Raw genomic sequence first — 26120 nt, 5'->3', positions numbered from 1 at the left:
CATGGGACAAAAATCACTTTGGATTTTTGCTCCACGCTCAAAAACTGATAAACCACCATTATTCTAAATTTGAAATAACTCTGAGGCTGAATCGGGGTCTGTATCATATACCTTAAATGCTTCACCGACGCCTAAATCCTTTTGCTTCAAAGTAGACTCCATTGCCATTCGCGCATGAAGTTTCGTATTATTTTCTTTGCTAAGATGGCCTAAATAAATGCGTTTTGTTTTATCACCTAACACATCCGCCATCACAAGAGCACCATCATCGTTGGATAGATGGCCTTTATCTCCTAAAATCCGTTGTTTAAGACTCCATGGATAAGGTCCTGCTCGCAAAATTTCAATTTCATGATTGCTTTCGACTAAATAAGCATCTGCATTTTCAATCGTACCACGAATATGATCGCTACAATAACCTGTATCCGTTAGAACAACAAAGGAACGATTATTGCGATGAAAACGATAAAATTGAGGCGCAATCGCATCATGTGAGACACCAAAACTTTCAATGTCCATATCTCCCAAGGTCAAAACTTTGCCCATTTCAAAAATATGTTTTTGAGCGACATCGACTTTGCCAATCATGGGATCCATCGCTTGCCACGTTTTTTCATTGGCATAGACATCTAACTTATATTTTCGCGCTAACACGCCAACGCCGTGAATGTGATCCCGATGTTCATGTGTAACTAAAATCGCATCTAAATCTTCTGGTTTGCGATTGACTTCTGCTAACAGTGAAGTGATTTTTTTGCCACTTAAACCCGCATCTACTAATACTTTCTTTTGGTTGGTTTCAATAAAAAGGGAATTGCCTGTACTGCCACTGGCAAGAACACTGATATTAAAAGCAAACTCTGAATCCATTTAAAACTCTTCCCTTCTACATTACAACATTAACGTGTTTCATTATACAACGGACCTTAATGTTTTTCCACCTTTGGCACAGTATTATTTGTGATGATGGTATTACTTACGGCATTCACCTGTTCAATTTCAACTGAATCTTCACCAGTAGAAATTCCTACAAACCAGACTGGAACGTATACATTTTTCTCACGAATTTTATAAATTCTTGAATAGGCCAATTTAATGAATGTTATTTTGGAATTACTAGGAATCCGGTTATTCATATAGAGCGTGTCTATCGCATCACGATTGGAATATAAATCCGTTTTGTCTCGTAACTCTTCAATATTTTCAATGTGCGTTTGCGAATATTTACTAATTTTCCATAATTCACCTGACGTATCTGCTAAAATACTTAATTTTGCCGTGTCATCTCTAAAGGGAATTCCTTTATACAATTGTGCAGCCACAATTTCTGCCGTCGGCTCTTTTAAATGAGAAAATTCTGGTAAGTATTGATATTCGTCTCCGAATAATAAAGCATTTTTTTCATTTAAAAAGGTACTTAAATCTTTATCAATTTTCTTAGGATCAATAAAATAGTTTTTACTAGGCACACTCGTTAAAGTATTATCCGCAATTTGCAGCCCATTTCTCAAAAAGTTTTTATTCTTTTCACGTTGGATTTTTAAAGCAGCAGAAAAATTGGTTTGTTCGCCACTTAAATAATAGCCTTCCAATCGTTCTGAAGAAAGTGTCCCTTTATACGAGATGTTATCTTTTTCCAACCGACTTTCAATCGATTCTGTTTGGCTGGAAGAAGAGACGTTGCTCTCCTCTTGTTGACCTTCCCGATAAATTCCAAATAAAAAGATATTTAATCCTAAAAATGCTAAGAAGAAAATCCACTCAATTCGTTTAAAATCCATTAGCCCACCTCCAAGCTTGGTAATTGTTTTACCAAGTCCGTTGCAGTGTACCAATTGTTGTTATAAAGGACATACCATTCCGGACTTAAATCAACGACTTGTTTGACTTCTTCAATTGTCTGCCACGTATAACCGATAACAGCCGATTGGATTTTTTCCTTTTTAGCACCAGCCGTTTCTAAACGCTTAATCAATTTTTCCGTGCTTTCCAGCGTCACTTCTTCTTCTGAAGGAATCGGCACTTGGATCGTATTCACACTTGTGTTAATGGTTACGCTTGGCGCAGCACCATCGTTGTTCGTGATGCGAATATCCACTTGGCCTTTTAAATCATTACTGAACACTGGAAAACCTTCCACAAAAGTCCGATAATTGACACTATCTTTCGTTCGATCAAAGTAACGTAAATTCCCCATATTGGTTCCTAAACGTTTTACATAAGAAAAGCTTTGATTATAGATTGAATCCCGTTTATTCTCTTCTGGCAAGGTCCCTTTAAAATCAATTTTTCCCAGTTTTTCTTCTGCAAACAATCGTTCTTCTTTACTCGTATAGGTTAAGTCTTGACTGTCTTCATTGGTTTGGATATCTTCCGTTTCATTGAAAAAAGCATTCCTAAAACGAGTAACTGGTTGCGAAGCTAAAATATAACTGTACTTTTTCAACTTCATATCATTGGTTAAATAACATTGCCCTTGTTTGGTTAGCGTATTTTCGGAAACGTCTTGATATTGTAATCCCTCTTTATTGATAATTCCCATTAAGCGCGCCTTATTGACAGTCATGGGCGCTTCATAGACATTGGCTTGGTCATAATCTAAAAAGCGTATCTTATTTTCGTTAAAATCCAATTGAATTTTCGTAAAATACTGGTCCGTCAACTCATTAAAGTTAGTAAAATTAATGGATAGATTATAAATCGAAGCATAGTCCGAGATTAAAAAGGGACCTTGATAAAGAAGTTCAATGCCTTGTTCCATTTGGTTGTAGCGCTTAAGTTGCTCTGCATTTTTTGTCACAACTTGTGTCAATTTACCAAAAGTAGCCATTTTAATATCATTTTGAACATTACTAATTAATGTTTCACGATTACTTTGCATCGCTTTTCCATCAGTTATTCGAATCAATTGCAAAGGTAAATAGACATCGCCAATGGCTTTTTCATTGACAGCTGTTGTGACTTGGCTTCCCGACTTCATTTCTGGTATTTTTTTGGCAGAATTCAGCCAGATATTGACTGAAAAATATATACTTAAAATGACCATTAAAATCAAGCCAATTCTTGTAATCCATTCTGATAATTTCATCATTCCCACCAATCCTCTTCATAAGGTTCATATGGTAGTGAAATATAGAAAGTCGATCCTTCACCTTCTGTACTTTCCACCCAAATACTCCCGTTATGGGCCCGAATTACTTCTTTAGAAATTGCTAAACCTAAACCAGTCCCACCTTGTGCTCGCGCACGTGCTTTATCCACACGATAAAAACGCTCGAAGACTTTCCCGAGATCTTTTTTAGGGATGCCCAAACCTTGGTCCGAGATACTAAAGACGACATTATTATGTGTTTCAACTAGTCGGCAGGTAATGACGCCGCCATCTGGCGAATACTTAATCGCATTGTTCAAAATGTTGTCTAAAACCTGAATTACTTTGTCTGTATCTAACTCTACCCATAAATCGCGTTTAGTAAATTCACGGCGAATTTTGTAATTTTTTTGCTCATTTTCAATCATCATATCAAAGCGATCCAAGACAAAATTAATCAATTCGTTAAAATTCACATACTCTAATTGAAGATGTGTATTCCCAGAGTCCATCCGAGATAAATTCAACAAATCATTAATCATACGAATCATCCGGTCGGTTTCTTCTAACGTGACTTTTAAGAAGTTCGGCGCAATCTCAGGGTTTTCCCAAGCTCCTTCACTCAAAGCCTCTATATAACTACGCATACTTGTCAAAGGCGTTCGCAACTCATGAGAAACATTGGAAACAAATTCCCGTCTTTCCCGTTCGTTTTTTTCCTGTTCTGTGACGTCATGAAGTACGCAAACTAAGCCAGTAATAAATCCTGATTCCCGACGAATCATCGTAAAGTCTACCCGGATAATCATTTGGTCTTCTTCACGATCAGACGTTGAGCGATCAATCAGCAGTTCATCTGGCTCTTCTAACAGCTTCCGCAATGTGTAATCTTCTTCAATATCTAACAACTCTAATAACGAGGTCCCAATCACATTTTCATTTTTTACATTTAATAATGAAAGGGCCATTTCATTAATCGTAATCACCTTTCCGCGGCGATCCGTCGCAATGACACCATCTGTCATATGCGTTAAGACACTATCTAAACGATTTCTTTCTGCTTCCATTGTTTCTTGTGCTTCTTCAATCCGTTCTGATAATTGATTAAATGTTTCTGCTAATTGGCCTAATTCATCTTTTCCATGGACTTCTACTTTTCCAGCGTAATCACCACGAGCGATTCGAATGGCTTGCTCGCGCATTTCCCCAATCGGCTTCGTGATTGATCGTGCAATCAGTAAGGTCACAATAATCGAGATTGCTGCGGCAATAATAGAAGCAGTGAAAAAGATACTTGCTGTGTTGGTAATTTCTTGGTATTTATTTTCTAAATTACTTTTCACATAAAGGACACCAATCACTGTTTCTCCAGTAGGCGATTGAATCGGCTGGACATTCACATACACGCGTTTATCATTATCTAAAGCTTGATATTTTTTACTCGTAAAGTCATTTAAATCACGATAATCATTCTTTTTCCCAATAATATTTTGTTGATTTAAATCATTGGTTGCCCGAATAATCCCTTTATCATCGACAATTCTCGCTTCAGAAATATCTGCATTTGAAAAATCAGATAACGCTTTTTTTAAATTTGCATCAACGTCACTACGTTCGAGATCTTTGTTGCTCATCTGCGTACTTAACGTATTTGACAATTGGACAACCTGAGAATCCATATTTTTCTTAAAATCGGAAATTGTAGTGGCTTCCAGTTCACGAATGAAATAGCCACCAATGATTTGAATCGCAATCAGTAACAGCAGAATAAATGATAAAGCAATCTTAAAATTAACAGATTGAAAAAAGTGAACTTTTTTCTTCATACCTGATTACTCCTGTTCAGGATTTCTTAGATAATAACCAACCCCACGACGAGTAACTAAATACGTTGGATGACTTGGACTATCTTCAATTTTTTCTCTTAAACGACGTACGGTTACGTCCACTGTCCGCACATCACCAAAATAATCATAACCCCAAACGGTTTGTAATAAATGTTCACGAGTCATCACTTGTCCGATATGTTTTGCTAAGTAATAAAGTAACTCAAATTCACGGTGGGTTAATTCAATTTTTTCACCCCGTTTTGAGACCATGTATGCATCAGGATGAATGGTTAAATCACCAATCGTTAATTCAGATTGTGTTGTCACCTCAGCTTCTTTCGCATTGGTTGCACCTCGCCGTAAATTGGCTTTTACACGAGCAACTAATTCACGATTTGAAAATGGTTTCGTTACATAGTCATCGGCTCCTAATTCCAATCCTAAAACCTTATCAATTTCAGAATCTTTGGCAGTCACCATAATGATTGGCATATCATGTGTTTTGCGCACTTCTCGCGCGACTTCTAAGCCATCCATTTTAGGGAGCATTAAGTCTAAAATAATTAAGTCTGGTTCCACTTCTTCCACTTTTTCAAGTGCTTCTTCTCCATCATAAGCAGTAAATACTTCATATCCTTCTTTAACCAAATTATATTTAACGATCTCTGAAATTGGCTTCTCGTCATCAACTACTAAAATTTTCTTCACAAAGAGACACCTCTTTTTCCTTCTAATCTTATTTGATACTTTCCTATTATACCTTATTTTGATGATGTTTTCATCTTTAGCTAAAAATGCGCCTTCAGGTTCTCCTAGTATAACAAAAAAAGAATCTCTGACAACAATTGACGCTTGTTATCAAAGATTCTTCTTCTGCTAATCTATTCTTCCGTATCTAAGACGAATTTTGCTACAAGAGCGGCTAATAATCCACCAATTAATGGCGCAACGATAAAAATCCACAACTCAGATAACGCTGAACCACCCGCAAAAACGGCTGGCGCGATGCTACGAGCTGGGTTGACAGAAGTTCCTGTCAAAGGAATACCGACTAAGTGAATCATTGTTAATGTTAACCCAATTACGATTCCTGCTAATGAAGCATTGCCTTTCTTAGCACTTGTAACTGTCATGACAACTAAAACAAAAATAAATGTTAAAATAATTTCGACTGTCAATGCACCAGCAACACTTAATTCCCCTACGCCATTTTGACCTAAGTTCTCAATACTTTTACCAGCACCTTTTAGAATGCTTAATAATGCAAATGAGGCAATCAAGCCACCAACAATTTGTCCCACTACATAGTAGATTAGTTCCATTGTTGTTATTCGTTTATTAAGCCACATTCCTAAAGAAACAGCTGGATTTAGATGTGCACCTGAAATTGTGCCAATACTATAGGCAGCAGCAACGATTGTTAAGCCAAATGCTAAGGCAATCCCCGTTGTTCCAATCCCTTCCATACCATTTCCTAGAACGGCTGTTCCTGTCCCAAAAAAGACAAGAATAAATGTTCCTAAACATTCTGCTATTGCTTTTTTCACAAAAAATTCCCCCTTTGTAGACAAATTGTAACACATTCGTGAAATTTTCAATATAATTTTCGTTGTTTTTCCAGAAAAATGATATTTCTATGAAAAAGAGAAATCTTAAATGAAAAATCCCCTCAAAAAAATTTGAGGGGATTTTTCATTTAATTAATCATTTAATAACTGTATACCAACACCTAAAAGTCCTGGTCCTGTATGAACAACTAATGCCGGACTAATCGTTCCAAAGTAAATTTCTTCTGCTTGTGGAAAAGCTGCTTTCAAGCGTTCCATCATTGCTTTTGCTTCTTCCTCTGCCGCACCGTGAGCGACTGCCAAACGAAAACGGGGTGCCTCACCTATAAAGTTCGTCACCAACTCAAACGTTTTATCAAGACTTTTTTTACGACCGCGAGACTTAGCCACCGTATAGTAAATGCCTTCTTCATTACAAGAAATAATGGGGTTTAATTTTAGCGCATTGCCTAAAATAGAAGTGACTAAACCAATTCGTCCACCTTTTTGTAAATATTCTAAAGTGGCTACATTAAAAAATACTTTTGCATTGGCTACTTCTTCTGTTAATTTTTGTTGTAATTCTTGCCAGCCTAATCCTGTTTCAATTAATTCTGCTGCTCGTATCGCCTGAATGCCAGCCCCGATACCAATGTTCTTTGTATCTAAAACAAATACATCTAGTCCTTCGGTTTGTTCTCCAAGCAAGCGAACCACATTATAGGTTCCACTTAAACCACTAGAAATGGTCACCGCTAAGACTTTTTCGTAACCCGCTTCTTTAATTTTGTCAAAAATAGCTTGGATTGTTGCTCCATCTGGTAATGAAGTACTAGGGATTTCTTTCTCTAAACGTTGATACACTTCTTCTGGTGTAATATCTACCTTATCTGTATAGGTTTTTTCAGGATAAATAATCTGTAAAGGCAAGACATACATGCCGTATTGTTTGACTAATGCCTCTGGAACATCTGTCCCAGAATCAACCAGTAGTGCGATCTTTTCTTTATTCATGTGTCATCTCATCCATTTCTTTTAAGTATTCTTGTTCCAATTCAATCACTTTTTCACTAAACATTTTAGTAGCAAAAGACATTGTCGCTGCTTTTACAGCCAAATATTCAATCCCCATAGGTTCTTGTGATTTGGCCTGAACTTCTTTTTCTTGCGCTTGAGCAGCAATCACATAAATCGCTCGTTCCTGTTCTTGACAAAATAAATTGTACGCTTCACGAATACCAACCGTGGCTCCTTGGAATAAAATGCCTTGCTTAATTTCTGGCAATGTTAACACTTGTTTCAACAACGTAATCGCAATTAAAAACGCTAAATGCTTTTGATTGTAGCGCTTTTTCACTGGGGCCGGGATTAACCCGTGTTTGACATAATTATTAACCATTGAGGACGTTAACAAAGTATGTTTTTCCAGTGTAATCAATGGGGATAAGTATTTTTCTATCAGAGTAATCACTTGATCCATATATAATTCAATATCTGGTAACTCATGCCATCTTGGCAAATGAACATTTTCCAATTGTTGGCCCCAATCTTGTAGTGATTTTTCTATCTCGTCCATAAAATCCCTCCTAACCATTTCTAAAAAAGAATATCATACTTTTGACAATTATTCAATCTAGTTTTTAAAACTAGATTGAATAAAAAAGAAAAGCGAGCAATTTTGGAATTGTTCACTTTTCTCTCTTTATTTTTTTAAAGAACGTTTTCCGATTAAAACACCTATCAAAAACAGGCCTTCTAATAAAACAAAAAACAAGATAAAACAATGCATAAAGTAGGCTTCAGGTAAGGCATTGATAATCGGATCAGTCAGCGGATTAAATAACCAAGCATCGTTGTTAAAAAATAATCCATGAAACGCAATAAAAAATTGATCAAAGCCAATCAGCATGAAAAAGCCAAAAAGCACAGGCAAAAACATTCCCCACTGAAATGGCCGTATCAATGTCCATAAACGCTGATTTTTTACCAAATATTTTAAATAAAGGACACTAGGCATCAACGTAACTAGTAATACGCCATAGCACAATAAAAATAATTTTTTCACTTCATAAAAATGAAAAGCCGCGCTATCAGACATTGGAAAATCAGGAAATACTAATGTTTTTTCAAAAGGATTGTTTAAGTACATCATTAAATGATCGTAATTTTTAATCAAGGTCACACGATCAACCTCTACGTCTTTTAAAATATTTAAGTGTTGGATATCAAAAAGATACAATGGACGAAAATTAATCGTGATCGTGATACTTAAAGCCACAATCGTTAAAAACAAACAAATGAGTCCAAGTGTTTCCCTTAAACGCAATTTCGACCTCATCATACTCAAAAAGTCCATTCATCTAAGGAATCAACAACATAGGTTGGTGGCGTTGGCAAAGTTGGAACAGCTGACTTAGGGGTAAAACCTGATGTAACTAACAAGCTATCAATACCATTTTGAATCCCTGATTGAATATCGGTTTCATAATTATCTCCAACCATAATTACTTGCTCTTTTTCCACGCCTAAATGCGCAATCGCTCGTTCCATGATAATCGCTTTTGGTTTGCCAATATAAACTGGTTTTGTTTGAGTAGCTGTCTCCACAAACGTCACAACTGAACCTGCACCAGGTAATAAGCCTCTTTCTGTCGGAATGTTCTTATCTGGATTGGTCCCAATAAACAACGCCCCTTTTTGAATGGCTAAGGTAGCTAAAACCACTTTTTCATAAGATAATTCTGTATCAAGTCCCACGACAACATAATCAGGGTTTGTTTCATCCCATTCAAAACCTGCTTCTAAAATTAAGTCAATTAAACCAGCCTCGCCGATGACAAAGACTTTCTTGCCTCGATTGGTTTCTTTCATGTAATCAATCGTCGCTAAAGTCGCTGTATAAACAAGGGATGCTGGGACATGAATATCAAATTCATTTGCTAAACGTTGTGCCACTGTTTCAGGAGATTTAGTGGTATTATTCGTTACAAATAAAAAAGGCAAATCTTTTTCCTGTAACTGCTCGACAAAACGTTTTCCGGCTGGAATTGGTTCTTTTCCTAAATAAATCGTTCCATCTAAATCAATTAAATATCCTTGATAGTTTTTTTTCACTCTGTTTACTCCTCACGTTGACGAATCGTAAAGCCTTTGCCAGATTTTTTGGGACTAGGCTGTTTGGGTGTAGTCGTTTTTTTATTTTCTTCTTTTCGCGTACGAATCACTGGCTTGCTATTTTTATTAGCGGGCGCACTCTTTTCCTCGACAAACGCGTTAGAACGATTATTCTTTTTATGGCGACGACGACGATGCGTTGTTTTTTCTTTACGTTCCCCTGTTCGTTCAATTACAAAATAGGCACAGCCAAAATTACAATATTCATACAAATAGTCTTCTAGTGTATCAATGCGTTGATCCGGCGCTGCCCGACGATTAGAAGTATCAAAAAAGCCACGCAAGCGTAACTGTTCATAGCCCCAGTCTCCTACGATATAATCATAACGCGCTAATACTTCACTAAACCGTTCACCTAAGCGTTCAGGATCAAAGGCATCACGATGATTTTTAACAATTCGGTACTCTCTTTCACCAATTTGAATATCTGTTTCATTCACAATGGTGACAATTTCCCCTTTTTTCTTTTCTTTTACAGGTTCTTCTTTTATTTCTTCAAGAACTGCTGTTAGTTCTTCTGTAAAGGTTGCAGCAGTTTCTGTTTCTTTTTCTTTTTTTTCGGTTGTCTTTTTGTCTGTCATTTTTTCACCACCTAGTTTTTATTATACCTTGTTTTTATTTGATTGGATAGTGGGCATGCAGATAGTTCGCCACGACAGTTCTTAAAACGTCTGGAAATAAAAATTCGACTTCTCCAACTAACTCAATCGTTGGGAAAAACGGAACAAATTGAAAGTGATCCACTGTTGTCAGCGTATATTTCTGCTCTGGCTGAATAGGTTTCCCTTGCCAAAAAACGGTCTGGCTATTTCGCTCAAAACGAATCCCATCATAACATAATTCGCCAAAAATTTTCCCGCGGAAGCCCATCCCGCGAATCGGAAATTTCCGCAGAAATTGACGACTTTTTTCCATTTCACGAATCAAACGGCTCATGTCTGACCCTTTCAAGGTAACCTTGATTAAATGCATTGGATGAGGCAAGGCCTCATGTAATTGGTCTGCATTGATTATTCCTTCTGGTAAATCTGCTAAAAATAACCCGTTGTTCAACACAGCCGCTTCGGTCTGCCCCGCTTCTTTTAACGCCTTCAAGGCAACAGTTATAAAGGCATGCGGTTGCCGTAAGTCCGTTGACAAAGTTTCAGGGATTTGTGCAATTTGCTGCGCTTGCAATAGTCGATGACCTTCCGTTAAGTAACCCGCAATTTCCTTGGCATCAGTTGCTTGCTCTTCTAAACTTGCTGTTTCAATCGTTTTTGCATAACTTGTGACTTGCTTCGTGTCGGCATCCACAAACAGATGCACTTCACCAATATACTGTCCATATTTGCCAGCAGCTGCTAGTTGCACATGATTAATTTTTTCACCATCTTTAAATAAATGATGTGTATGGGAACCTAAAATCACTTGAATTTCAGGATAATTCGCCGCAATCATAAAATCAGTATCTATCCCCAAGTGACTAAGCAAAATGAGAACATCACATTGAGGCGCAACTTCTGTAATCAGTTGAGGAAGGACTGCTTCCACTTGTTTGATTGTCCAGCCATTGGGATTATACGTTAAAGGAAATGGTGCGGTTAAGCCAATAAACCCTAACTTCGTGCCTTCTTTAGTTGTCACAATTTTATATGCTTGACAAAAATCTGGTAACGTTTGGGTTTTTGGATCTTCTAAATTAGCTAAGACCACTTCAAATGTTGCCTGATCATATAAATGCTCTAATTGTTTCTTTGAATTGCCGATTCCTTCATTATTTCCAATTGTAACCAGATCATACGCTAATGTATTCATTATAGCTACATTTGCTCGACCATCTGTTGCTTCGGTCAAAGGATGACACCGATCTGAAAAGTCACCTAAATCAATGGTTACGACTGTTTTGCCCTCTTTTTGGTACAGCGAACGTTTGGCTTTAACCAGACGCCGTATTTTGGGCCAATTTTCAAAGTGAGAATGAAGATCATTGGTATGGAACAACACAATCTCTTCCACTAAAATCGCCTCCTTTATTCAGCGCTCTGATTAATAGTACCATATTTATAGAAGAAAGTTACAAAAAAGAACAGATGACTTTAGAAGAATTTCTCCTAAAATCACCTGCTTTTATCGGGACGAACTATGCGTTATTTTTGGGACGCTTGCGTTGCGTCGCTTCCATGATAACTGGTAAGATCACAGGACGACGTTTGGTTTGTTCAAATAAATAACGGCTTAAGTTTTCGCGGATTTCTTGTTTCAGTTTGCTCCATTCGAAATCGTCACTTTCTAAATGCTTTTCAACAATTTCTGTGACAATATTGCTACTTTCTTTCATTAGGTCTTTACTTGTTTTAACGTAAACAAAACCTCTAGAAGTAATTTTAGCTGGTGAAACAATTCGTTTTTCTCGGCGATTAATTGTCACAACAGCCACAAAAATACCATCTTCGGAAAGAATACGACGATCTCGTAAAACGATATTACCAATATCGCCGACACCAATCCCGTCAATCATAATATTTTCGGCCGTTGTGCTGCCAGCTACCGACATTCTACCTTTTGTATACTCTAAAATGTCCCCACGACCTGTAATAAAGATATCTTTATAAGGCATGCCAATTTCGTGTGCTAAGTCCGCATGCGCAGCTAACTGGCGGTATTCACCTTGGACAGGAATGAAATATTTTGGTTTCATTAAGTTCAGCATCAATTGCAAGTCATTTGGATTAGCGTGACCAGACACACGTAAATTGTCGGAAATTTGCTTCACCGTAGCACCGGCCCGATAGACAATATCCTCTGTTTTGGCAACCGTTGTTTCCATGGCCGTTGTCGGCGTTGTCGTAATATAAACTAAATCGCCTTCTTCAATTCGAACGACACCATGTGTATTATTAGCCATTTTTTGAAGTGACTTAATAGGTTCTCCCATCCGGCCTGTTTCTAAAATTAATAACTGTTCGGGTGCATATTTTTTCATTTCTTTTGGTTTCACTAATAGATCTTCACTTGGCAATTGTAATTTTTCCAATTTCATCGCCGTCCGAATAATCCGTTCAAAATCTTGGCCTGTCAAAACGACTTTACGACCAGAACGATCCGCTGCATTCAATACTTGTTGGACCCGTTGCAAATTACTTGCCACACATGCCACGATGATTCGTCCTTCCCAATAGCGAATCGTGTCGAACACTTCATCAGCGATTTGGGCTTCCGATGCAACTTGGGCTGGGTTTTCAGCATTTGATGAATCACTAAGTAGCGCCAAGACGCCTTCTTTCCCAATTTCAGCCAAGCGGCCATAATCGGTTTGATACATCTCAATCGCACTTTGATCAAATTTAAAATCACCAGTATAAACAATGTTGCCTTCTTTTGTTTTGATGCTAACGCCAATCGAATCTGGAATGGTGTGCGTTGTTTTAAAGAAGCTCACCGTTGCTTGACCAAAATCAATTTCTGTATGCGGGTCAATCACATGGAAATCTTTAAATTTCTTCGTTTCCGCATGACTGTTGACACTTAGTTTTGCTAGTTCAATCGTTAATTCTGTCCCAAAAACAGGCACTTGAATTTTTGAAAGCAAATACGGTAAGGCCCCAATTGCATCTGCATGGCCATGTGTTAAAAAGACCCCTGCAATTCGTTCACTATTTTCTTCTAAATACGTAAAATCCGGAATGACGACGTCAATTCCTAAAAGTTCGTTCTCTGGATATTGTAATCCACAATCCAGTACAAAAATTTCATCTTCCACTTCAGCAACGTACATATTTTTTCCATTTTCACGAACGCCGCCTAATGGAACGATTTTTATTGTACTCACTCTTTTCACCTCTCTATGATTACACGTTCTTTAAATCTCTAACGTGCGAATAATTCTTTGCTCTTCTTCTGGTGTACAAGCAACTAGAGGTAAACGTAAATTTCCAACAGGAATACCTAAATGATTTAAGGCCGCTTTCACGGGTGCCGGCGAAGGCACTGAAAACAATGCGTTCATTTTTGGTAATAACTGTCGTTGAATTTTAGCCGCTTCCGGCAAGTTCCCCTGCTCCAGCGCTTGATACATCTCATACATTGACGAACCGAAGACATGACTGGCTACCGAAATAACCCCTTGTCCGCCAAGTGCCTTGGTGGCAAAAGCCAACCCGTCTTCTCCAGTATACACTAGAAAGTCTTTTGGCGCTCTTTCAATCAACTCAGTAATTGCATCTAACCCTGCACATTCTTTAATTGCCACAATTTTTTCCAATTGTGCTAAGCGCAAAGTAGTTTCCACTTCTAGACATGCAGCCGTTCTACCAGGAACATTGTACAAAATAATTGGCAGTTCACTTGCTTCTGCGATGGTTTTAAAATGTTGATACATACCTTCTTGATTTGGTTTATTATAATAAGGAACAACCGCCAAAACAGCATCGATACCAGCGATTGTCGCTAACTCTTTCACAAAAGCGACTGAGTCACGTGTATCATTCGTACCTACACCACAAATAATCGGAATACGTCCATCGATCAGTTCAATCATTCGCTGGAATAATTGTAATTCTTCTTCATGAGTTAACGTGGGTGATTCACCAGTTGTTCCTGCTAAAATAACGCCTTCTGTATGATTGGCCAATAAATAGTCTACCAATTGCGGTAGTTTATCAAAATCTATTTCTCCCGATTCTTGAAACGGCGTAACCATTGCCGTAATAATTGTTGCATTCGTTAAATCCATCCTATTCCCTCCCGAGTATACAATACAAACCTTCTAGTCGTTTTCAGGTACACGAAGCAAATTCATTTCGTGTAGCGTTTCAGCAATTTGGACCGAGTTCCAAGCAGCTCCTTTTAATAGGTTGTCTGACACAATCCATAAATGGAAACCGTTCTTCACGTCAACGTCTTGACGAATACGGCCGACAAATGTTTCTTTCTGGTTGACGCTATTTAGCGCTTGTGGATATAGTTGTTCACTTGGCTCATCTTGCAAAATTACACCTGGAGCTTGCGCCATTAATTCTTGGATGGCTGAGACCGATGCATCTGCTTGTTTCACTTCTATATAAACAGATTCAGAATGTCCTGAAATTACCGGAATACGGACACAGGTGGCAACGACTTTTAGCTTGTTGTCTCCCATGATTTTTTTTGTTTCATTCATCATTTTCCATTCTTCGTAGGTATACCCTGCTTCTGAAAAAACATCAATTTGAGGCAACGCATTAAAAGCAATTGGATAATGTTTTTCGTCACTGCCAGCTGGTAAAATTTCAGCTGACCATTCGCTGACAGGTTTTCCCTCTAAAAAATCTTCGGCTTGTTCTTTTAGCTCATTAATTGCACGGATACCTGCGCCACTCACAGCTTGATACGTTGAAACGATGATTCGTTCTAAGCCAAACGCTTGCCGAATTGGTTCTAAGGCCACCATCATTTGAATCGTAGAACAATTGGGATTTGCGATGATTCCCTGATGATTTTTCAAGGCTTCCGGGTTCACTTCCGGAACAACTAAAGGAACATCTTTTGCCATTCTAAAATGGCTAGTGTTGTCAACAACGACAGCTCCGCGCTTAACTGCTTCTGGTGCAAACTTTTCGGAAATACTCCCACCAGCACTAAATAATGCTAAATCGATTCCTTCAAATGATTCCGGGACTAATTCTTCCACGATAAGAGGTTGCCCTTTAAACTGAATCTCTTGTCCAGCAGAACGCTTAGACGCCAATAACCTCACACTGGCAATTGGCAAACTTGTTTCTGCTAACAATTCAATCATTCTTGTCCCGACAGCACCTGTTGCTCCTACCACGGCAACATGATATTCTTTTCCCATATTTTCATACTCCCCTCTTACCTTCTTGTAAAAGCTACTTGTCCTATTTTACCATAGTATTGAAAAAACCTACATAGTCAAAAAAATGATTTTTTTATTTTCCCATGATATTTTAAAACTATTACCCATCAAAGGACTATCCATTGACTTTTGACTTAAATTTGTTATAGTTAAAACGAATTTAATTATAAAGGGAGCGAAATTTCATGGCACGCGTAGAAAGTTTTGAATTAGATCACAACACAGTAAAAGCACCATATGTTCGCCTTGCTGGCACAGAACAAAATGGTGATGCGTTAGTCGAAAAATATGACTTACGTTTCTTACAACCAAACAAAGATGCCCTACCAACAGGCGCATTACACACGTTGGAACATTTATTAGCAGTTAACATGCGTGATGAATTAAAAGGAATCATTGACATTTCGCCAATGGGTTGCCGCACTGGTTTTTATATGATTATGTGGGATCAACATTCACCACAAGAAATCCGTGATGCATTAGTCAACGTTTTAAACAAAGTAATCAATACAGAAGTTGTTCCAGCAGTCTCTGCAAAAGAGTGTGGAAACTACAAAGATCATTCTTTATTTGCAGCGAAAGAATACGCAAAAATCGTCTTAGACCAAGGAATTAGTTTAGATCCATTTGAACGTATTCTGTAATCTTTAGCAATTAACGACAGAGAAACCCACTATTAAGCTGTGGGTTTTTCTGTTCTCTTTCTTAATTTAAACGGAGGTTTTTTATGAATCAAACAATCGAACAATTACTAAGTCACCGTTCCGTTCGTCATTTTAAAAAGCAAGCGTTAACGGACAAGCAGAAACAACAGTTAATTACTGCAGCTCAAGCAGGATCAAGCTCCAATTTTTTACAAGCTTATACAATTATAGAAATCAAAGATCCTGAGCTACGCAGAGAATTGGGACGTTTAGCGAATTGTGAAGACTATGTCGTTAACACTGGTGTGTTCTATGTTTTTGTTGCTGATTTGTATCGTCATGCAACGATTTTGTCAAAAGAGGGGCAATCATTAGAACCCTTAAAGACACCAGAATCATTATTAGTAGCTGCCGTTGATACAACGATTGCTGCGCAAAACATGGCCATTGCGGCTGAATCTATGGATTTAGGGATTTGTTATATTGGCGGCATTCGAAATGACTTAGACACAGTAGCCAAACGCTTATCTTTGCCTGAATTAACTGTACCACTTTTCGGATTAACAATCGGTGTACCAGAAACGTTAAATGGTGTAAAACCACGGATGCCTTTTGAAAATATTTTAAGCGAAAATCACTACCAATCAGACAAATTGACAGATATGCACACATATGATGAATTATTAAAAGATTATTATGCCAGCCGCTCAAGTAACGCCCAAACAGCGGATTGGTCACAGAAGTCTTTGTCCTATTTTTCTTATAATCGTCGCCCAGAAGTAAAAATTTTCTTGCAAAAACAAGGATTTGATGTCTAAACAAAAGAGCGTGGGCTTACGTTATTTCAACGTAAGCCCACGCTCTTTTGTTAATTTTTATTTATCTTTACTAAATTTGTCTTTTAAGTCTTCAAAGCCTTCTTTAACTTTATCAGTTAATTTTTCAGCGCCTTCTTTAAGGTCGTCGCCGGCATCACGTGCTTTGTCTTTTACGTCAGCAAAGGTTGATTGAGCTTTTCCTTCAAGTTCTTTGCCTTTATCATCCGTAACTTTGCCTTGCGCTTCTTTTGCAGTACCTTCTACTTTATCTTTTGCATCGTCAAAACGTCCTTTTAAATTTGCCATGCTAATCCCTCCTAAATAATTAATTACATAATAAGAGTATCATTCTTAGCCATTTCCTTCAAATATAATGCATGAACTACGAATAAATGGTTATTTTTGAGCCATTAAAGCTTTTTTTGCCAAGGCAAAGCAACCAATTGTTCCTGGATTATCTTCTAAAAGAGGCGTCACCAAGTATTTTTCTAAAGGCGGTGTTTCCACGTATCCATTGACTAATTCAGCAAATTTTTCACGAACTTTCGGCATCAAATGACGTTGTTTCATGACACCGCCGCCTAAAATGATCACTTCTGGCGCTAATAATAAAGTAGTATTGTACGCTGCTTGCGCTAAATAATAAGCTTCTAGTTCCCAAGTTTTATGATCCTCTTCCAATAAATGACCTTTTTTACCAGAACGACCTTCAACTGCTGGTCCTGCTGCAATCCCTTCTAAACAATCTCCATGATAAGGACAATTTCCTGCATACGTATCTTCAGGATGACGACGGACTAACGCATGCCCCATTTCTGGGTGGCTAAAGCCTTCAATAAACTCACCGTTTTGAATCGCTCCAGCGCCAACACCAGTTCCAATTGTATAATATACACAACTAGATGTATGTTGCCCATTTCCAGCAACATACTCACCATATGCTGCAGCATTCACATCCGTTGTCCAAGCCATTGGCACATCAAAATGTTGTTTCATAGTCCCTAACAAGTCAAAGTTACGCCAAGCTAATTTTGGTGTAGAAGTGATATAACCATACGTAGGAGAATCAACATGAATATCAATCGGACCAAACGAACCAATCCCAATCGCTTTTAAAGGATATTGTTGGAAAAATTCTATTACTTTTTTCATTGTTTCTTCTGGGGTTGTTGTGGGAAAACTGACACGTTCTACGATGGTCAAATCATCTGTCCCAACGCCACATACAAATTTTGTGCCACCGGCTTCGATACTTCCTAAAAGTTTTTCTGTCATTGCAATATGCTCCTTCGTTTCCATTTTATAAGTAAGCGGATACATTACTTTTGATTAAATAACTAACATACACGTTTAGTTTACCACTTTTTTGTCGTTTCGACAGAACAATTTAACAATTTCAGTCAGGTTGCCCAATGAAATCTGGCAAGTTGCTAAAGAGCATTTTCCTAAAACAAAAAAACGAGCATTCACGGTTATCTAACAATGAATGCTCGTTTTTTGTTTATTGATTCTTTAGCGAAAAATATAACAATAGTCCGATTGTAATCCACCCACCACTAAGTAAAAGCATTAACCAACTTAAAAGCGTTTCTTTTAGAATACTTCTGGGTTCTTTTGCATGCTGAATAAAACTCATACTAGTCAGCAAAGAAAAGAGGAAAAACATAAAACAAATGACCGCTAAACCGCCAGACAACCAAAACCAACTAGCCATTATTCTCACTCTCCTTTTCGCTTGTTTTTTGATAATTATTGCGCCAAATGACACTATAAATTGCCCCAATTGTGATTACTAACAACGTGTAGAAAGTCGGTAACCACCATGTGGGTAGGACCCATTTGACCGTAGCTTCTTGATTCAATTTTTTTGCTTCACGAGTGTTAGTCGTAAATTCTTGTTGAAAAGGCCAAGACTGTTGTTCATCTTGTTGTAAAATAGCACGTCCTGTAAATATATAAGTCCCAGCATCTAGCGGTTGTTTACCCAAATCAAGATGAAAATTCATGGAACTATTTGGGGCAAAGCGAACATTTTTTAGTGTCCGTTGTGCAATTTTTTTAGAGGACCCTTTTTTTATCACTTGACCTTCTAAACGAACTTCTGGAAAAATAGCAGCATACGGATTTTGAATGACCGCCTTTAGTGATTTGGCCCCTAAAGCAATTGTAGGTGTTACTTTCGCTAATTTCAGTTGGTTCACCTCTGTTAAAGGAGCATTCTCAGCACTCCTCATAGCAATCGCAACATTAAACCCGTAGCGACTGGTTAATCCCATTGTTTGGTTCTCTTCCTCTGTTTTTTCATCTTTGAGATGCGCATAAACCCCGCCTAAAACAACTCCTTTGATAGGCTGATCAAGTCCCTTCACCTTCATCTTTGCTGATACTGTTTGATGAGGCGGCACACTCACTTCCTCATTTTCTAAAGTAACCAAGTCTGTCAGCGGAACCTTTAACGATGAATCAAGTGGTTTATCAAAATCATTGTACACAATCAACCCATTATCATTTGTTGATGCATTTGCTAGAGTCAATACAATGGACAATTTTTCGTCTGTCTTATTTTTTATGTCTAAGACAATAGTGGAAGATTGCTTTGGTGCCAGAATTAAATCATAATAACTAGATGTTCCTGACACTTGATTTTCTGGTAAAACAGGCGTTACTGTAAATTTAGTCTTCATTTCTTCTGTAGCTTCTACTTTTGGAACAATAATAAAAAATGTGAAAAACAGAAATAGACAGAAAACACCGACTTTTTTTCTACTCATTTCTTCAAGATCTCCTTTATAAAGCTGAATGTACCTACTAGTCTAACAAACCAGCGAAACAATGCTGATCAATCTTTGACTTTTGGGAAGGATAATCTTGAAAAAAGTCTCCTTGAAAAATACCAAGGAGACTTTTTATTATTCACTATAATATAATTCTTTTTTTATCTGTGTGGTTGATACTTCTGGCGTTCGTGGCAAATAAAGAACCTTTGCGGTTGTTTCAACTTCTAGAAAATCAAAAGCCCCTTGCCAATCATCGCCCATGACTAAAGTATCAATTTTAAATTCAGCAATATCGGAAACTTTTTGTTTCCAACTAGTTTCAGGAATAACTAAATCAACATAACGAATTGCCTCTAATAATTGTTTACGTTTTTCATATGAAAAATAACTTTGTTTCTTTTTTTCTAAATTAAAAGCATCTGTTGAAAGTCCAACAATCAGGTAGTCCCCTTGTTGTTTCGCTTTTTTCAACAAATTAATATGACCATAGTGTAGGAGGTCAAATGTGCCGTAAGTAAGTATTTTTTTCATAAAAACCTCCATTTGTACTTTGATATTTCTTCGTTAATTATCAATTTTTATGAATAGAAAAAAGGCTACTCTTGATTGACTTTGATGGTTTTTCGATCAAATTTTTTATTTTCTGTAGCAGTATAAATTAGTAATAACTTACTCAGAGATTTTATAGAGAAAGACGTTGTTGTAGCTTTTTTTAATTGCTTTAACTGCTTTTGCAATTTTAACGGATTTTTATCTTTTAATAATTTAATTTTCGTTAAACGAAAAATGTGTTCCTGATGCTCAAATGAACGTTCAGCATCTGAATGACTAAAACGAAGATATTCTGAAAGCACCTCTTGATTTACAGCAACTTTTCCTTTTGGTAAAAACCATTCTTTGCCATTTTGATCTATTAGATGCCGCTCACTTTGATTTGAAATAACAATTTCTTTATCGTCTTCAAAAAGATACGAAAAAAGCATTGCTTTTTTTATAATTATGTACTCAGTTACTTCATATGAAGACAATTTTCTTAATTCTTCTATCAAACTATTCCATTGATTATTTTGAACAAATTTACTTAGTTTGTGAATAGGTGGTACTCGTAAAATGAACTTCTCATCTTTCTCTATTTTCACGATATAAAAAGTTGTGTCTAAGTCATTTTCCCAAATAAACAAAATAATCATTTACTGCCCCCTAGACTTGTTGTTCCGATACTTAATAGTCAAATAAATATATTTAGGAATTTGCATTAACCGATCGTATCTCTTCATTGTCAAACAACGATATAACCATTCCAAATTGTGATTTATATAAAATTCTGGCGCTCTTTTTACTGATCCAGCTAATACGTCAAAAGTACCGCCTACGTCTAAAAATACATTAGCTGTCAGGTGATCAATTGTTTGTTCCAAAAAAATCTCTTGTTTCGGTGAACCTAATGCTACAAAGACAAACCTTGGTTCAGCTTTGTTAATTTGTTCCACAATTTCTTGCTGTTTTTTCTTTGTATAGCCATGTAAAATACCGCTAATAACAATCCCTGGATATTGTTGTTGAATATTTTTAGCTGCTGCTTCAACTACTTCTTGCTTTGCACCATACAAGAAGATTCGTTCCTTATGTTGATTTGCATACTCTAAAAAATTATCCATGACATCAATTCCTGTAACTCTTTCACGAATAGACCCACCCATTAGTTTCGATGCCTTGACCACACCTATCCCATCCGCAATCCGATGAGTTGCTCTTTTCAAATATAACTTAACTTCTGGATGTTCAAATGCTAACAATGAAATTTGCGGATTAACGCTAGTTACAATCATTTTCTCTTTAGCTTTGAGATAACTTTCTAAGTCATCCATAATTTCTTGATGTGTTAATACGTCAACTGGTAATCCCCCAATATATTCAGTGCGTACCTTACTTTTCACAAAATCCCCCCAAGATTCTCTCTACCAACTCTACTATTTTATTAATGGTCTCTTTTGACTGATATTGATTCCATTCTTCGTTAATTCTAGTAATATTATCTTTATAACTATTTATTGAAAAATTTGACAATGCCACAATCAACTGTTTTTCATTTTCAACTAACGGTCCTGGTAAATATTCAAAAAAATCAGGCTCAATTCCAGGATTTAATGCGTATTTTTCTAAATCTGGACAAAAAAATAAAATGTTCGGTTGCTCTTTAACATGCATGTATTCAAAGACCACACTCGAATAATCAGTAATCAAGTAGCCTATTTCACTAAAGCTTTCAAAAATATGCTTTTCCCAAATAGAAACATTTCTCGGTAGTTCAATGGCATCTAACTGGATTGATGGATGTAATTTCATATAAAAATGAAACTTTGGCATAGCAGAAAAAGCCTTTATTGCTTGATTTATCACAAGCATCATTTCGTTCGATCCCTCTCGATAAGTTGGTGCATATAAAATTTTGTTATTCTGATTTGTTTCTCCTACCTCTAATTTTTCAAGATAAGCAAGACGCGGCGAACCAAAATGAAAAAATTGAGCATTCTCGAGACGATAATTGTTTCTAAAAATTGCTTCCATTTTTAGTGAATTAACGATAAAATAATTCATTTTATCGTAAACTTTTTGAAACCTGATTTGATCCTTGCTACTTCTATGTTTCGTGTGATAAGCACCCCAGCCAAACTGTTTTAAAGCCCCATTAGCATGCCATAATTGGATAACTACTTGCTTTTTTTTTAAAATTGCCAATTCTGGAAAATAATTATCTACAAAAATTAACGGCGCTGACTTCAAGTATGAAATCGCCGTTGTAATCAACAAAGTTTTCTTATCAAAAAGTATCGTCTTTATGCCTTTTTGATTTAAGGATGCTGCGTATGATTGACAATTTTTTGTATAAAGTACTATTATCATTCCGTGATAGTGTTGTTCTAATTGTTCAATTAAATGTCCATCATTTCTTGGGAAACTCATTATGTACACAATTTTTACTTTTTTATGCTTGTACGGTCTCCATCTTAATACTGTTAAGTACAATTGTTTTAGCACTTTTATATCCTTTCACAAACAATAGTTTTCTTATAAAAAAGATATGATCAAAGTCTTTAAAAAGAAAAAGCTTACATATAAACTCATTAAAACAAATTATACCTTAAAGATTCTAAAAAGACAATTGCACTTTACAATATGTATACTATCCAAATAATTTAAATTATACGGTATACGGACTAGCTATACTTTCAGTTAAATAAAATAATATTTAAATAATTTCTCTGAATTTAAAACTGCCTATCCAACAAAAATAGAGGTTTCCCACCACAGTGGAAAACCTCTATAAACCTTGTCATAACAATGTTTTGAAAGACTATGCGTCTGGATTTGCGTTTTCGTCTTTGAGACCGTATTTTTTGTTGAAACGGTCCACACGTCCGTCGGCTTGTGTGAATTTTTGACGACCAGTGTAGAATGGGTGTGAGTCTGAAGTAACCTCAACACGTAATAATGGATAAGTGTTGCCATCTTCCCATTCAACAGTTTCTGAAGATCCTTTAGTTGAACCTGAAAGGAATTTGAAACCTGTTGTTGAATCCATGAATACTACTGGTTGGTAATTTGGATGGATATCTTGTTTCATACGTTTTTTCGCTCCTTTGCCCTGATCCATTTGCTGTATCAGAGTTATTTTGTCGGTATACAACAATGCTATCTTACCATGTTTTCAGTTGGTATGCAATTATCTTTTTGGATTTCTTTTAATTTGTTTGCCAAACGAAACATCATGGAAAACTTCAAATAATTGTTGATTATTTTGGGTCCGTTTCAACATTTTTATGAATTGATCCGTATATTCCAGCGAGTCTCCTGACATATTATTTCTCAATTTCCACGTTTCTTCTAGTTGTTCTGGTGTCATTAGCAACTCTTCTTTTCGCGTACTTGATTTTTTAATATCAATTGCTGGGAAAATACGGCGCTCTGCTAATTCACGAGATAAATGGAGCTCCATATTGCCTGTACCTTTGAATTCTTCATAGATGACATCATCCATTCGGCTACCTGTATCCACCAATGCCGTGGCTAAAATAGTCAGACTGCCCCCTTCTTCGATATTTCTGGCAGCACCAAAAAATCGTTTAGGTTTGAAAAACGCAGCTGGATCTATTCCGCCACTTAAGGTTCGACCACTAGGCGGGACCACTAAATTATAGGCCCTTGCTAAACGAGTGATGCTGTCCATTAAAATAACTACGTCCCGTTTGTCTTCAACTAAGCGCATTGCTCGATCCAGAACCAATTCAGCAACTCGCGTATGATTTTGTGGTTGTTGATCAAAAGTTGAAGAAACCACATCGCCTTTAACACTTCGCTCTAAATCAGTCACTTCTTCAGGACGCTCGTCAATTAACAACAGAATCAATTCCACATCAGGATGATTTTCTGTAATCCCATTAGCAATTTCCTTTAAAACACTTGTTTTTCCCGCTTTTGGCGGCGCTACAATTAAACCACGTTGCCCAAAACCAATTGGGGCAAATACATCAATCATTCGTGTTGATAATCTGCCAGCCGTTGTTTCTAACGTTAATTGTTTTTCAGGATACAACGGTGTTAGCGCTGGAAAATGTGGCCGCTCTTTCGCTTCTTCAGGATCTTTCCCATTGACACTTTCAACATGCATGAGTCCATAGTAACGTTCTGATTCCTTTGGCGGACGCGCCTTGCCAGCTACTTTGTCCCCATTTCTCAATCCGAAACGACGAATTTGAGAAGAAGAAATATAAATGTCTTCTGCACTTGGTCCATAATTAATTGGCCGCAAAAAGCCATAACCATCCTGAGAAACAATATCTAAAATTCCTTCCATGAAGAAAAACCCTTGCTTCTCAGCTTGTGCACGAATCACAGCTAAAGACAATTCTTTTTTGTTCATTTGGCTATAATAAGGAATTTTAAACTCTTTCGCGTACGCATAAATATCTTTTAACGTACTGTTTTCCAATTCAGCCATTGTTAAATAGTCGCTCATTGATCCACCTCAAACGGACCTTCTTGTTCTTCGGTTTCTAGCATTTGAATATCAGCACCCAAAGCAGTTAACTTTTCGATAATGTGGTCGTACCCACGTAAAATATATTCTACATTATAAATAGTGGTCGTACCTTCAGCCATCAAGCCGGCAGTGACTAGGCAAGCGCCTGCCCGTAAATCAGAGGCGACTACTTCTGCACCGTGCAATTGATTTGGACCATTTAAAATAATCATATTGCCTTCAACCGAAGCATCAGCCCCCATCCGCACTAACTCAGGGATATGCTTATTTCGTTGAGCATAAATCGTATCAATAATTTCACCAGTTCCTTGCGCTTTTAAAAGTAATGGCGTTAACGGTTGTTGCAAGTCTGTGGCAAAACCAGGATACGGATAGGTTTTCACCGTCGTCATTTTCAGATCATGTGACGGATGAACTTCAATCATGTCTTCTTCAATTGTCATCTTAACGCCCATTTCTTGCAATTTCGCAATGAAGCTTTCTAAATGCTCATAAATAACATTTCGAACCTTGATTCCTTCACCCATAGCTGCTGCCATAGCTAAATAAGTCCCAGCTTCAATTCGATCTGGAATAATCGAGTGACGACAGCCATGTAATTCTTCGACACCTTCAATCCGAATAACGTCCGTTCCAGCTCCTCGAACTTTTGCACCCATGTTATTTAATAATGTAGCAATATCAATAATTTCTGGCTCACGCGCAGCATTTTCAATAATCGTTTTGCCTTTGGCTTTAACTGCGGCTAACATGACATTGATTGTAGCGCCAATAGATACCATATCCATAAAAATTCGGGTTCCTTGTAAGCCAGCTTCGTCTGTTCTCAAGTACATCGCCCCATGTTCGTTGGTTACATGAGCGCCTAATGCTTCAAATCCTTTGATATGTAAATCAATTGGACGAGGGCCTAAGTAACAACCGCCAGGTAAGCCGACAACGCCTTCCCCAAATCGACCAAGAAGTGAGCCCATAAAATAATAGGACGCACGTAAGCTATTGATTTTTCCTTTTGGCATTGGCACAGAAACAACTTCTGTTGGGTCAATAATTAATGTATTATTTTCAAAAGTAATTTTAGCACCCATAATTTCTAAAATTTCAATTAATGAGTGAACATCCTGAATGTCAGGAACGCCATCTAAAGTCACGGGCGAATCTGCTAAAATAGCAGCTGGAATTAAAGCGACCACACTATTTTTAGCGCCGCTAATGGTTACTTCGCCTTTTAATGGACGATTCCCATTGATTACGATTTTTTTCATTTATATTCTCACCTATCTGTAATATACGTTTTCTAAATAAACTACCCAATCATTCTATCATAATCAAGCTTAAGAAAAAAGAAAACTTCTCAGGTATT

Annotated in this window: 28 protein-coding genes; 2 read left to right on the top strand and 26 right to left on the bottom strand. The window is 37.1% G+C overall.

Annotation, left to right across the window (positions count from 1 at the left end):
• Positions 1-63: 63 nt before the first annotated feature.
• From IGL37_RS04655 to IGL37_RS04585, 15 genes are all read right to left on the bottom strand, one after another.
• Entirely contained in the window at positions 64-870 is an 807-nt protein-coding gene (locus tag IGL37_RS04655; RefSeq protein WP_002357943.1) for an MBL fold metallo-hydrolase, read from the bottom strand.
• 56 nt (positions 871-926) lie between these two features.
• Entirely contained in the window at positions 927-1781 is an 855-nt protein-coding gene (locus tag IGL37_RS04650) for a two-component system regulatory protein YycI (protein WP_010819928.1), read from the bottom strand.
• On the bottom strand, positions 1781-3091 hold the full coding sequence (locus IGL37_RS04645; RefSeq protein ID WP_002385989.1) for a YycH family regulatory protein: 1311 nt from the start codon (positions 3089-3091) through the stop codon (positions 1781-1783). The genes IGL37_RS04650 and IGL37_RS04645 overlap by 1 nt, the downstream gene beginning before the upstream one ends.
• Positions 3088-4917 carry a cell wall metabolism sensor histidine kinase WalK gene (walK, locus tag IGL37_RS04640; RefSeq protein ID WP_002357946.1) on the bottom strand — a complete coding sequence of 610 codons (1830 nt, stop codon included), beginning with the start codon at positions 4915-4917 and terminating at the stop codon, positions 3088-3090. Before walK ends, IGL37_RS04645 begins: the two co-directional genes overlap by 4 nt.
• 6 nt (positions 4918-4923) lie before the next feature.
• Complete coding sequence (yycF, locus tag IGL37_RS04635) at positions 4924-5628, bottom strand: response regulator YycF (RefSeq protein ID WP_002357947.1); 705 nt, start codon at positions 5626-5628, stop codon at positions 4924-4926.
• A 173-nt stretch (positions 5629-5801) separates the two neighbouring features.
• Positions 5802-6503, bottom strand: a complete 702-nt coding sequence (locus IGL37_RS04630; RefSeq protein WP_014524999.1) for an MIP/aquaporin family protein — start codon at positions 6501-6503, stop codon at positions 5802-5804.
• Positions 6504-6620: 117 nt separating this feature from the next.
• Positions 6621-7481, bottom strand: coding sequence for a DegV family protein (locus IGL37_RS04625; RefSeq protein ID WP_002357950.1), 861 nt, complete (start codon positions 7479-7481; stop codon positions 6621-6623).
• The gene (locus IGL37_RS04620) at positions 7474-8043 is read right to left on the bottom strand and encodes a DUF1836 domain-containing protein (RefSeq protein ID WP_002361647.1); all 570 of its coding nucleotides are present in this window, start codon (positions 8041-8043) and stop codon (positions 7474-7476) included. The genes IGL37_RS04625 and IGL37_RS04620 overlap by 8 nt, the downstream gene beginning before the upstream one ends.
• Positions 8044-8169: 126 nt before the next feature.
• Complete coding sequence (locus tag IGL37_RS04615) at positions 8170-8823, bottom strand: TIGR01906 family membrane protein (protein ID WP_002381967.1); 654 nt, start codon at positions 8821-8823, stop codon at positions 8170-8172.
• Entirely contained in the window at positions 8811-9581 is a 771-nt protein-coding gene (locus tag IGL37_RS04610) for a TIGR01457 family HAD-type hydrolase (protein ID WP_010777555.1), read from the bottom strand. The genes IGL37_RS04615 and IGL37_RS04610 overlap by 13 nt, the downstream gene beginning before the upstream one ends.
• A gap of 5 nt (positions 9582-9586) precedes the next feature.
• Positions 9587-10222 (bottom strand): YutD family protein, encoded by a 636-nt coding sequence (locus IGL37_RS04605; protein WP_002394356.1) that lies wholly within the window; start codon positions 10220-10222, stop codon positions 9587-9589.
• A 34-nt stretch (positions 10223-10256) separates the two neighbouring features.
• The gene (locus tag IGL37_RS04600; RefSeq protein ID WP_033918049.1) at positions 10257-11639 is read right to left on the bottom strand and encodes a bifunctional metallophosphatase/5'-nucleotidase; all 1383 of its coding nucleotides are present in this window, start codon (positions 11637-11639) and stop codon (positions 10257-10259) included.
• 124 nt (positions 11640-11763) lie between these two features.
• Positions 11764-13452 carry a ribonuclease J gene (locus IGL37_RS04595; RefSeq protein ID WP_002357956.1) on the bottom strand — a complete coding sequence of 563 codons (1689 nt, stop codon included), beginning with the start codon at positions 13450-13452 and terminating at the stop codon, positions 11764-11766.
• Positions 13453-13482: 30 nt separating this feature from the next.
• Positions 13483-14355, bottom strand: a complete 873-nt coding sequence (gene dapA, locus IGL37_RS04590) for a 4-hydroxy-tetrahydrodipicolinate synthase (RefSeq protein ID WP_002357957.1) — start codon at positions 14353-14355, stop codon at positions 13483-13485.
• A 33-nt stretch (positions 14356-14388) separates the two neighbouring features.
• Positions 14389-15456 carry an aspartate-semialdehyde dehydrogenase gene (locus IGL37_RS04585; RefSeq protein WP_002381968.1) on the bottom strand — a complete coding sequence of 356 codons (1068 nt, stop codon included), beginning with the start codon at positions 15454-15456 and terminating at the stop codon, positions 14389-14391.
• A 206-nt stretch (positions 15457-15662) separates the two neighbouring features.
• On the opposite strand from IGL37_RS04585, the gene IGL37_RS04580 reads away from it, so the two are divergent.
• Both IGL37_RS04580 and nfsA read left to right on the top strand, forming a co-directional pair.
• Entirely contained in the window at positions 15663-16121 is a 459-nt protein-coding gene (locus IGL37_RS04580) for an S-ribosylhomocysteine lyase (RefSeq protein ID WP_002357960.1), read from the top strand.
• An 83-nt stretch (positions 16122-16204) separates the two neighbouring features.
• The gene (gene nfsA / locus IGL37_RS04575) at positions 16205-16939 is read left to right on the top strand and encodes an oxygen-insensitive NADPH nitroreductase (protein ID WP_002360554.1); all 735 of its coding nucleotides are present in this window, start codon (positions 16205-16207) and stop codon (positions 16937-16939) included.
• 57 nt (positions 16940-16996) lie between these two features.
• On the opposite strand, the gene IGL37_RS04570 is transcribed toward nfsA, so the two are convergent.
• The 11 genes from IGL37_RS04570 to IGL37_RS04520 all read right to left on the bottom strand — a co-directional run bounded on the left by IGL37_RS04570 (position 16997) and on the right by IGL37_RS04520 (position 26022).
• On the bottom strand, positions 16997-17245 hold the full coding sequence (locus IGL37_RS04570; RefSeq protein ID WP_033918048.1) for a YtxH domain-containing protein: 249 nt from the start codon (positions 17243-17245) through the stop codon (positions 16997-16999).
• A 90-nt stretch (positions 17246-17335) separates the two neighbouring features.
• Entirely contained in the window at positions 17336-18214 is an 879-nt protein-coding gene (gene scrK / locus IGL37_RS04565; protein ID WP_002361643.1) for a fructokinase ScrK, read from the bottom strand.
• Between the two features lie 226 nt (positions 18215-18440).
• Positions 18441-18653 carry a hypothetical protein gene (locus IGL37_RS04560; RefSeq protein WP_002357965.1) on the bottom strand — a complete coding sequence of 71 codons (213 nt, stop codon included), beginning with the start codon at positions 18651-18653 and terminating at the stop codon, positions 18441-18443.
• Positions 18646-19710: a DUF916 and DUF3324 domain-containing protein gene (locus IGL37_RS04555; RefSeq protein ID WP_016627389.1), complete on the bottom strand. Its 1065-nt coding sequence runs from the start codon at positions 19708-19710 to the stop codon at positions 18646-18648. The genes IGL37_RS04560 and IGL37_RS04555 overlap by 8 nt, the downstream gene beginning before the upstream one ends.
• A gap of 138 nt (positions 19711-19848) precedes the next feature.
• On the bottom strand, positions 19849-20259 hold the full coding sequence (gene tagD / locus IGL37_RS04550; RefSeq protein ID WP_002384695.1) for a glycerol-3-phosphate cytidylyltransferase: 411 nt from the start codon (positions 20257-20259) through the stop codon (positions 19849-19851).
• A gap of 53 nt (positions 20260-20312) precedes the next feature.
• Positions 20313-20906: a hypothetical protein gene (locus tag IGL37_RS04545; protein WP_002363732.1), complete on the bottom strand. Its 594-nt coding sequence runs from the start codon at positions 20904-20906 to the stop codon at positions 20313-20315.
• Positions 20907-21653 (bottom strand): WecB/TagA/CpsF family glycosyltransferase, encoded by a 747-nt coding sequence (locus IGL37_RS04540; protein WP_002371313.1) that lies wholly within the window; start codon positions 21651-21653, stop codon positions 20907-20909.
• Positions 21643-22755 carry a teichoic acid biosynthesis protein TagB gene (gene tagB / locus IGL37_RS04535; RefSeq protein WP_002360560.1) on the bottom strand — a complete coding sequence of 371 codons (1113 nt, stop codon included), beginning with the start codon at positions 22753-22755 and terminating at the stop codon, positions 21643-21645. The genes IGL37_RS04540 and tagB overlap by 11 nt, the downstream gene beginning before the upstream one ends.
• 316 nt (positions 22756-23071) lie before the next feature.
• On the bottom strand, positions 23072-23341 hold the full coding sequence (locus IGL37_RS04530) for a type B 50S ribosomal protein L31 (protein WP_002357967.1): 270 nt from the start codon (positions 23339-23341) through the stop codon (positions 23072-23074).
• A gap of 99 nt (positions 23342-23440) precedes the next feature.
• On the bottom strand, positions 23441-24733 hold the full coding sequence (gene rho / locus IGL37_RS04525) for a transcription termination factor Rho (RefSeq protein ID WP_002357968.1): 1293 nt from the start codon (positions 24731-24733) through the stop codon (positions 23441-23443).
• On the bottom strand, positions 24730-26022 hold the full coding sequence (locus tag IGL37_RS04520) for a UDP-N-acetylglucosamine 1-carboxyvinyltransferase (RefSeq protein WP_002357969.1): 1293 nt from the start codon (positions 26020-26022) through the stop codon (positions 24730-24732). Before IGL37_RS04520 ends, rho begins: the two co-directional genes overlap by 4 nt.
• Between the last annotated feature and the right edge of the window lie 98 nt (positions 26023-26120).

The sequence above is a fragment of the Enterococcus sp. AZ119 genome (assembly GCF_050546175.1).
Lineage (GTDB): Bacteria > Bacillota > Bacilli > Lactobacillales > Enterococcaceae > Enterococcus > Enterococcus faecalis.
This window is presented reverse-complemented; position numbering and strand designations above follow the sequence as displayed.

Coding starts and splice junctions, on each gene's coding strand:
- IGL37_RS04545 (WP_002363732.1), bottom strand. CDS start 20,906: ATGATTATTTTGTTTATTTGGGAAAATGACTTAGACACAACTTTTTAT.
- IGL37_RS04560 (WP_002357965.1), bottom strand. CDS start 18,653: ATGGCTAGTTGGTTTTGGTTGTCTGGCGGTTTAGCGGTCATTTGTTTT.
- IGL37_RS04580 (WP_002357960.1), top strand. CDS start 15,663: ATGGCACGCGTAGAAAGTTTTGAATTAGATCACAACACAGTAAAAGCA.
- IGL37_RS04570 (WP_033918048.1), bottom strand. CDS start 17,245: ATGGCAAATTTAAAAGGACGTTTTGACGATGCAAAAGATAAAGTAGAA.
- IGL37_RS04630 (WP_014524999.1), bottom strand. CDS start 6,503: ATGTGTTACAATTTGTCTACAAAGGGGGAATTTTTTGTGAAAAAAGCA.
- walK (WP_002357946.1), bottom strand. CDS start 4,917: ATGAAGAAAAAAGTTCACTTTTTTCAATCTGTTAATTTTAAGATTGCT.
- IGL37_RS04520 (WP_002357969.1), bottom strand. CDS start 26,022: ATGAAAAAAATCGTAATCAATGGGAATCGTCCATTAAAAGGCGAAGTA.
- IGL37_RS04605 (WP_002394356.1), bottom strand. CDS start 10,222: ATGACAGACAAAAAGACAACCGAAAAAAAAGAAAAAGAAACAGAAACT.
- IGL37_RS04615 (WP_002381967.1), bottom strand. CDS start 8,823: ATGGACTTTTTGAGTATGATGAGGTCGAAATTGCGTTTAAGGGAAACA.
- IGL37_RS04655 (WP_002357943.1), bottom strand. CDS start 870: ATGGATTCAGAGTTTGCTTTTAATATCAGTGTTCTTGCCAGTGGCAGT.
- IGL37_RS04625 (WP_002357950.1), bottom strand. CDS start 7,481: ATGAATAAAGAAAAGATCGCACTACTGGTTGATTCTGGGACAGATGTT.
- IGL37_RS04555 (WP_016627389.1), bottom strand. CDS start 19,710: ATGAGTAGAAAAAAAGTCGGTGTTTTCTGTCTATTTCTGTTTTTCACA.
- tagD (WP_002384695.1), bottom strand. CDS start 20,259: ATGGAGGTTTTTATGAAAAAAATACTTACTTACGGCACATTTGACCTC.
- IGL37_RS04645 (WP_002385989.1), bottom strand. CDS start 3,091: ATGATGAAATTATCAGAATGGATTACAAGAATTGGCTTGATTTTAATG.
- scrK (WP_002361643.1), bottom strand. CDS start 18,214: ATGACAGAAAAACTTTTAGGAAGTATCGAAGCCGGTGGCACAAAATTT.
- IGL37_RS04620 (WP_002361647.1), bottom strand. CDS start 8,043: ATGGACGAGATAGAAAAATCACTACAAGATTGGGGCCAACAATTGGAA.
- rho (WP_002357968.1), bottom strand. CDS start 24,733: ATGAGCGACTATTTAACAATGGCTGAATTGGAAAACAGTACGTTAAAA.
- IGL37_RS04650 (WP_010819928.1), bottom strand. CDS start 1,781: ATGGATTTTAAACGAATTGAGTGGATTTTCTTCTTAGCATTTTTAGGA.
- IGL37_RS04530 (WP_002357967.1), bottom strand. CDS start 23,341: ATGAAACAAGATATCCATCCAAATTACCAACCAGTAGTATTCATGGAT.
- nfsA (WP_002360554.1), top strand. CDS start 16,205: ATGAATCAAACAATCGAACAATTACTAAGTCACCGTTCCGTTCGTCAT.
- IGL37_RS04585 (WP_002381968.1), bottom strand. CDS start 15,456: ATGGGAAAAGAATATCATGTTGCCGTGGTAGGAGCAACAGGTGCTGTC.
- dapA (WP_002357957.1), bottom strand. CDS start 14,355: ATGGATTTAACGAATGCAACAATTATTACGGCAATGGTTACGCCGTTT.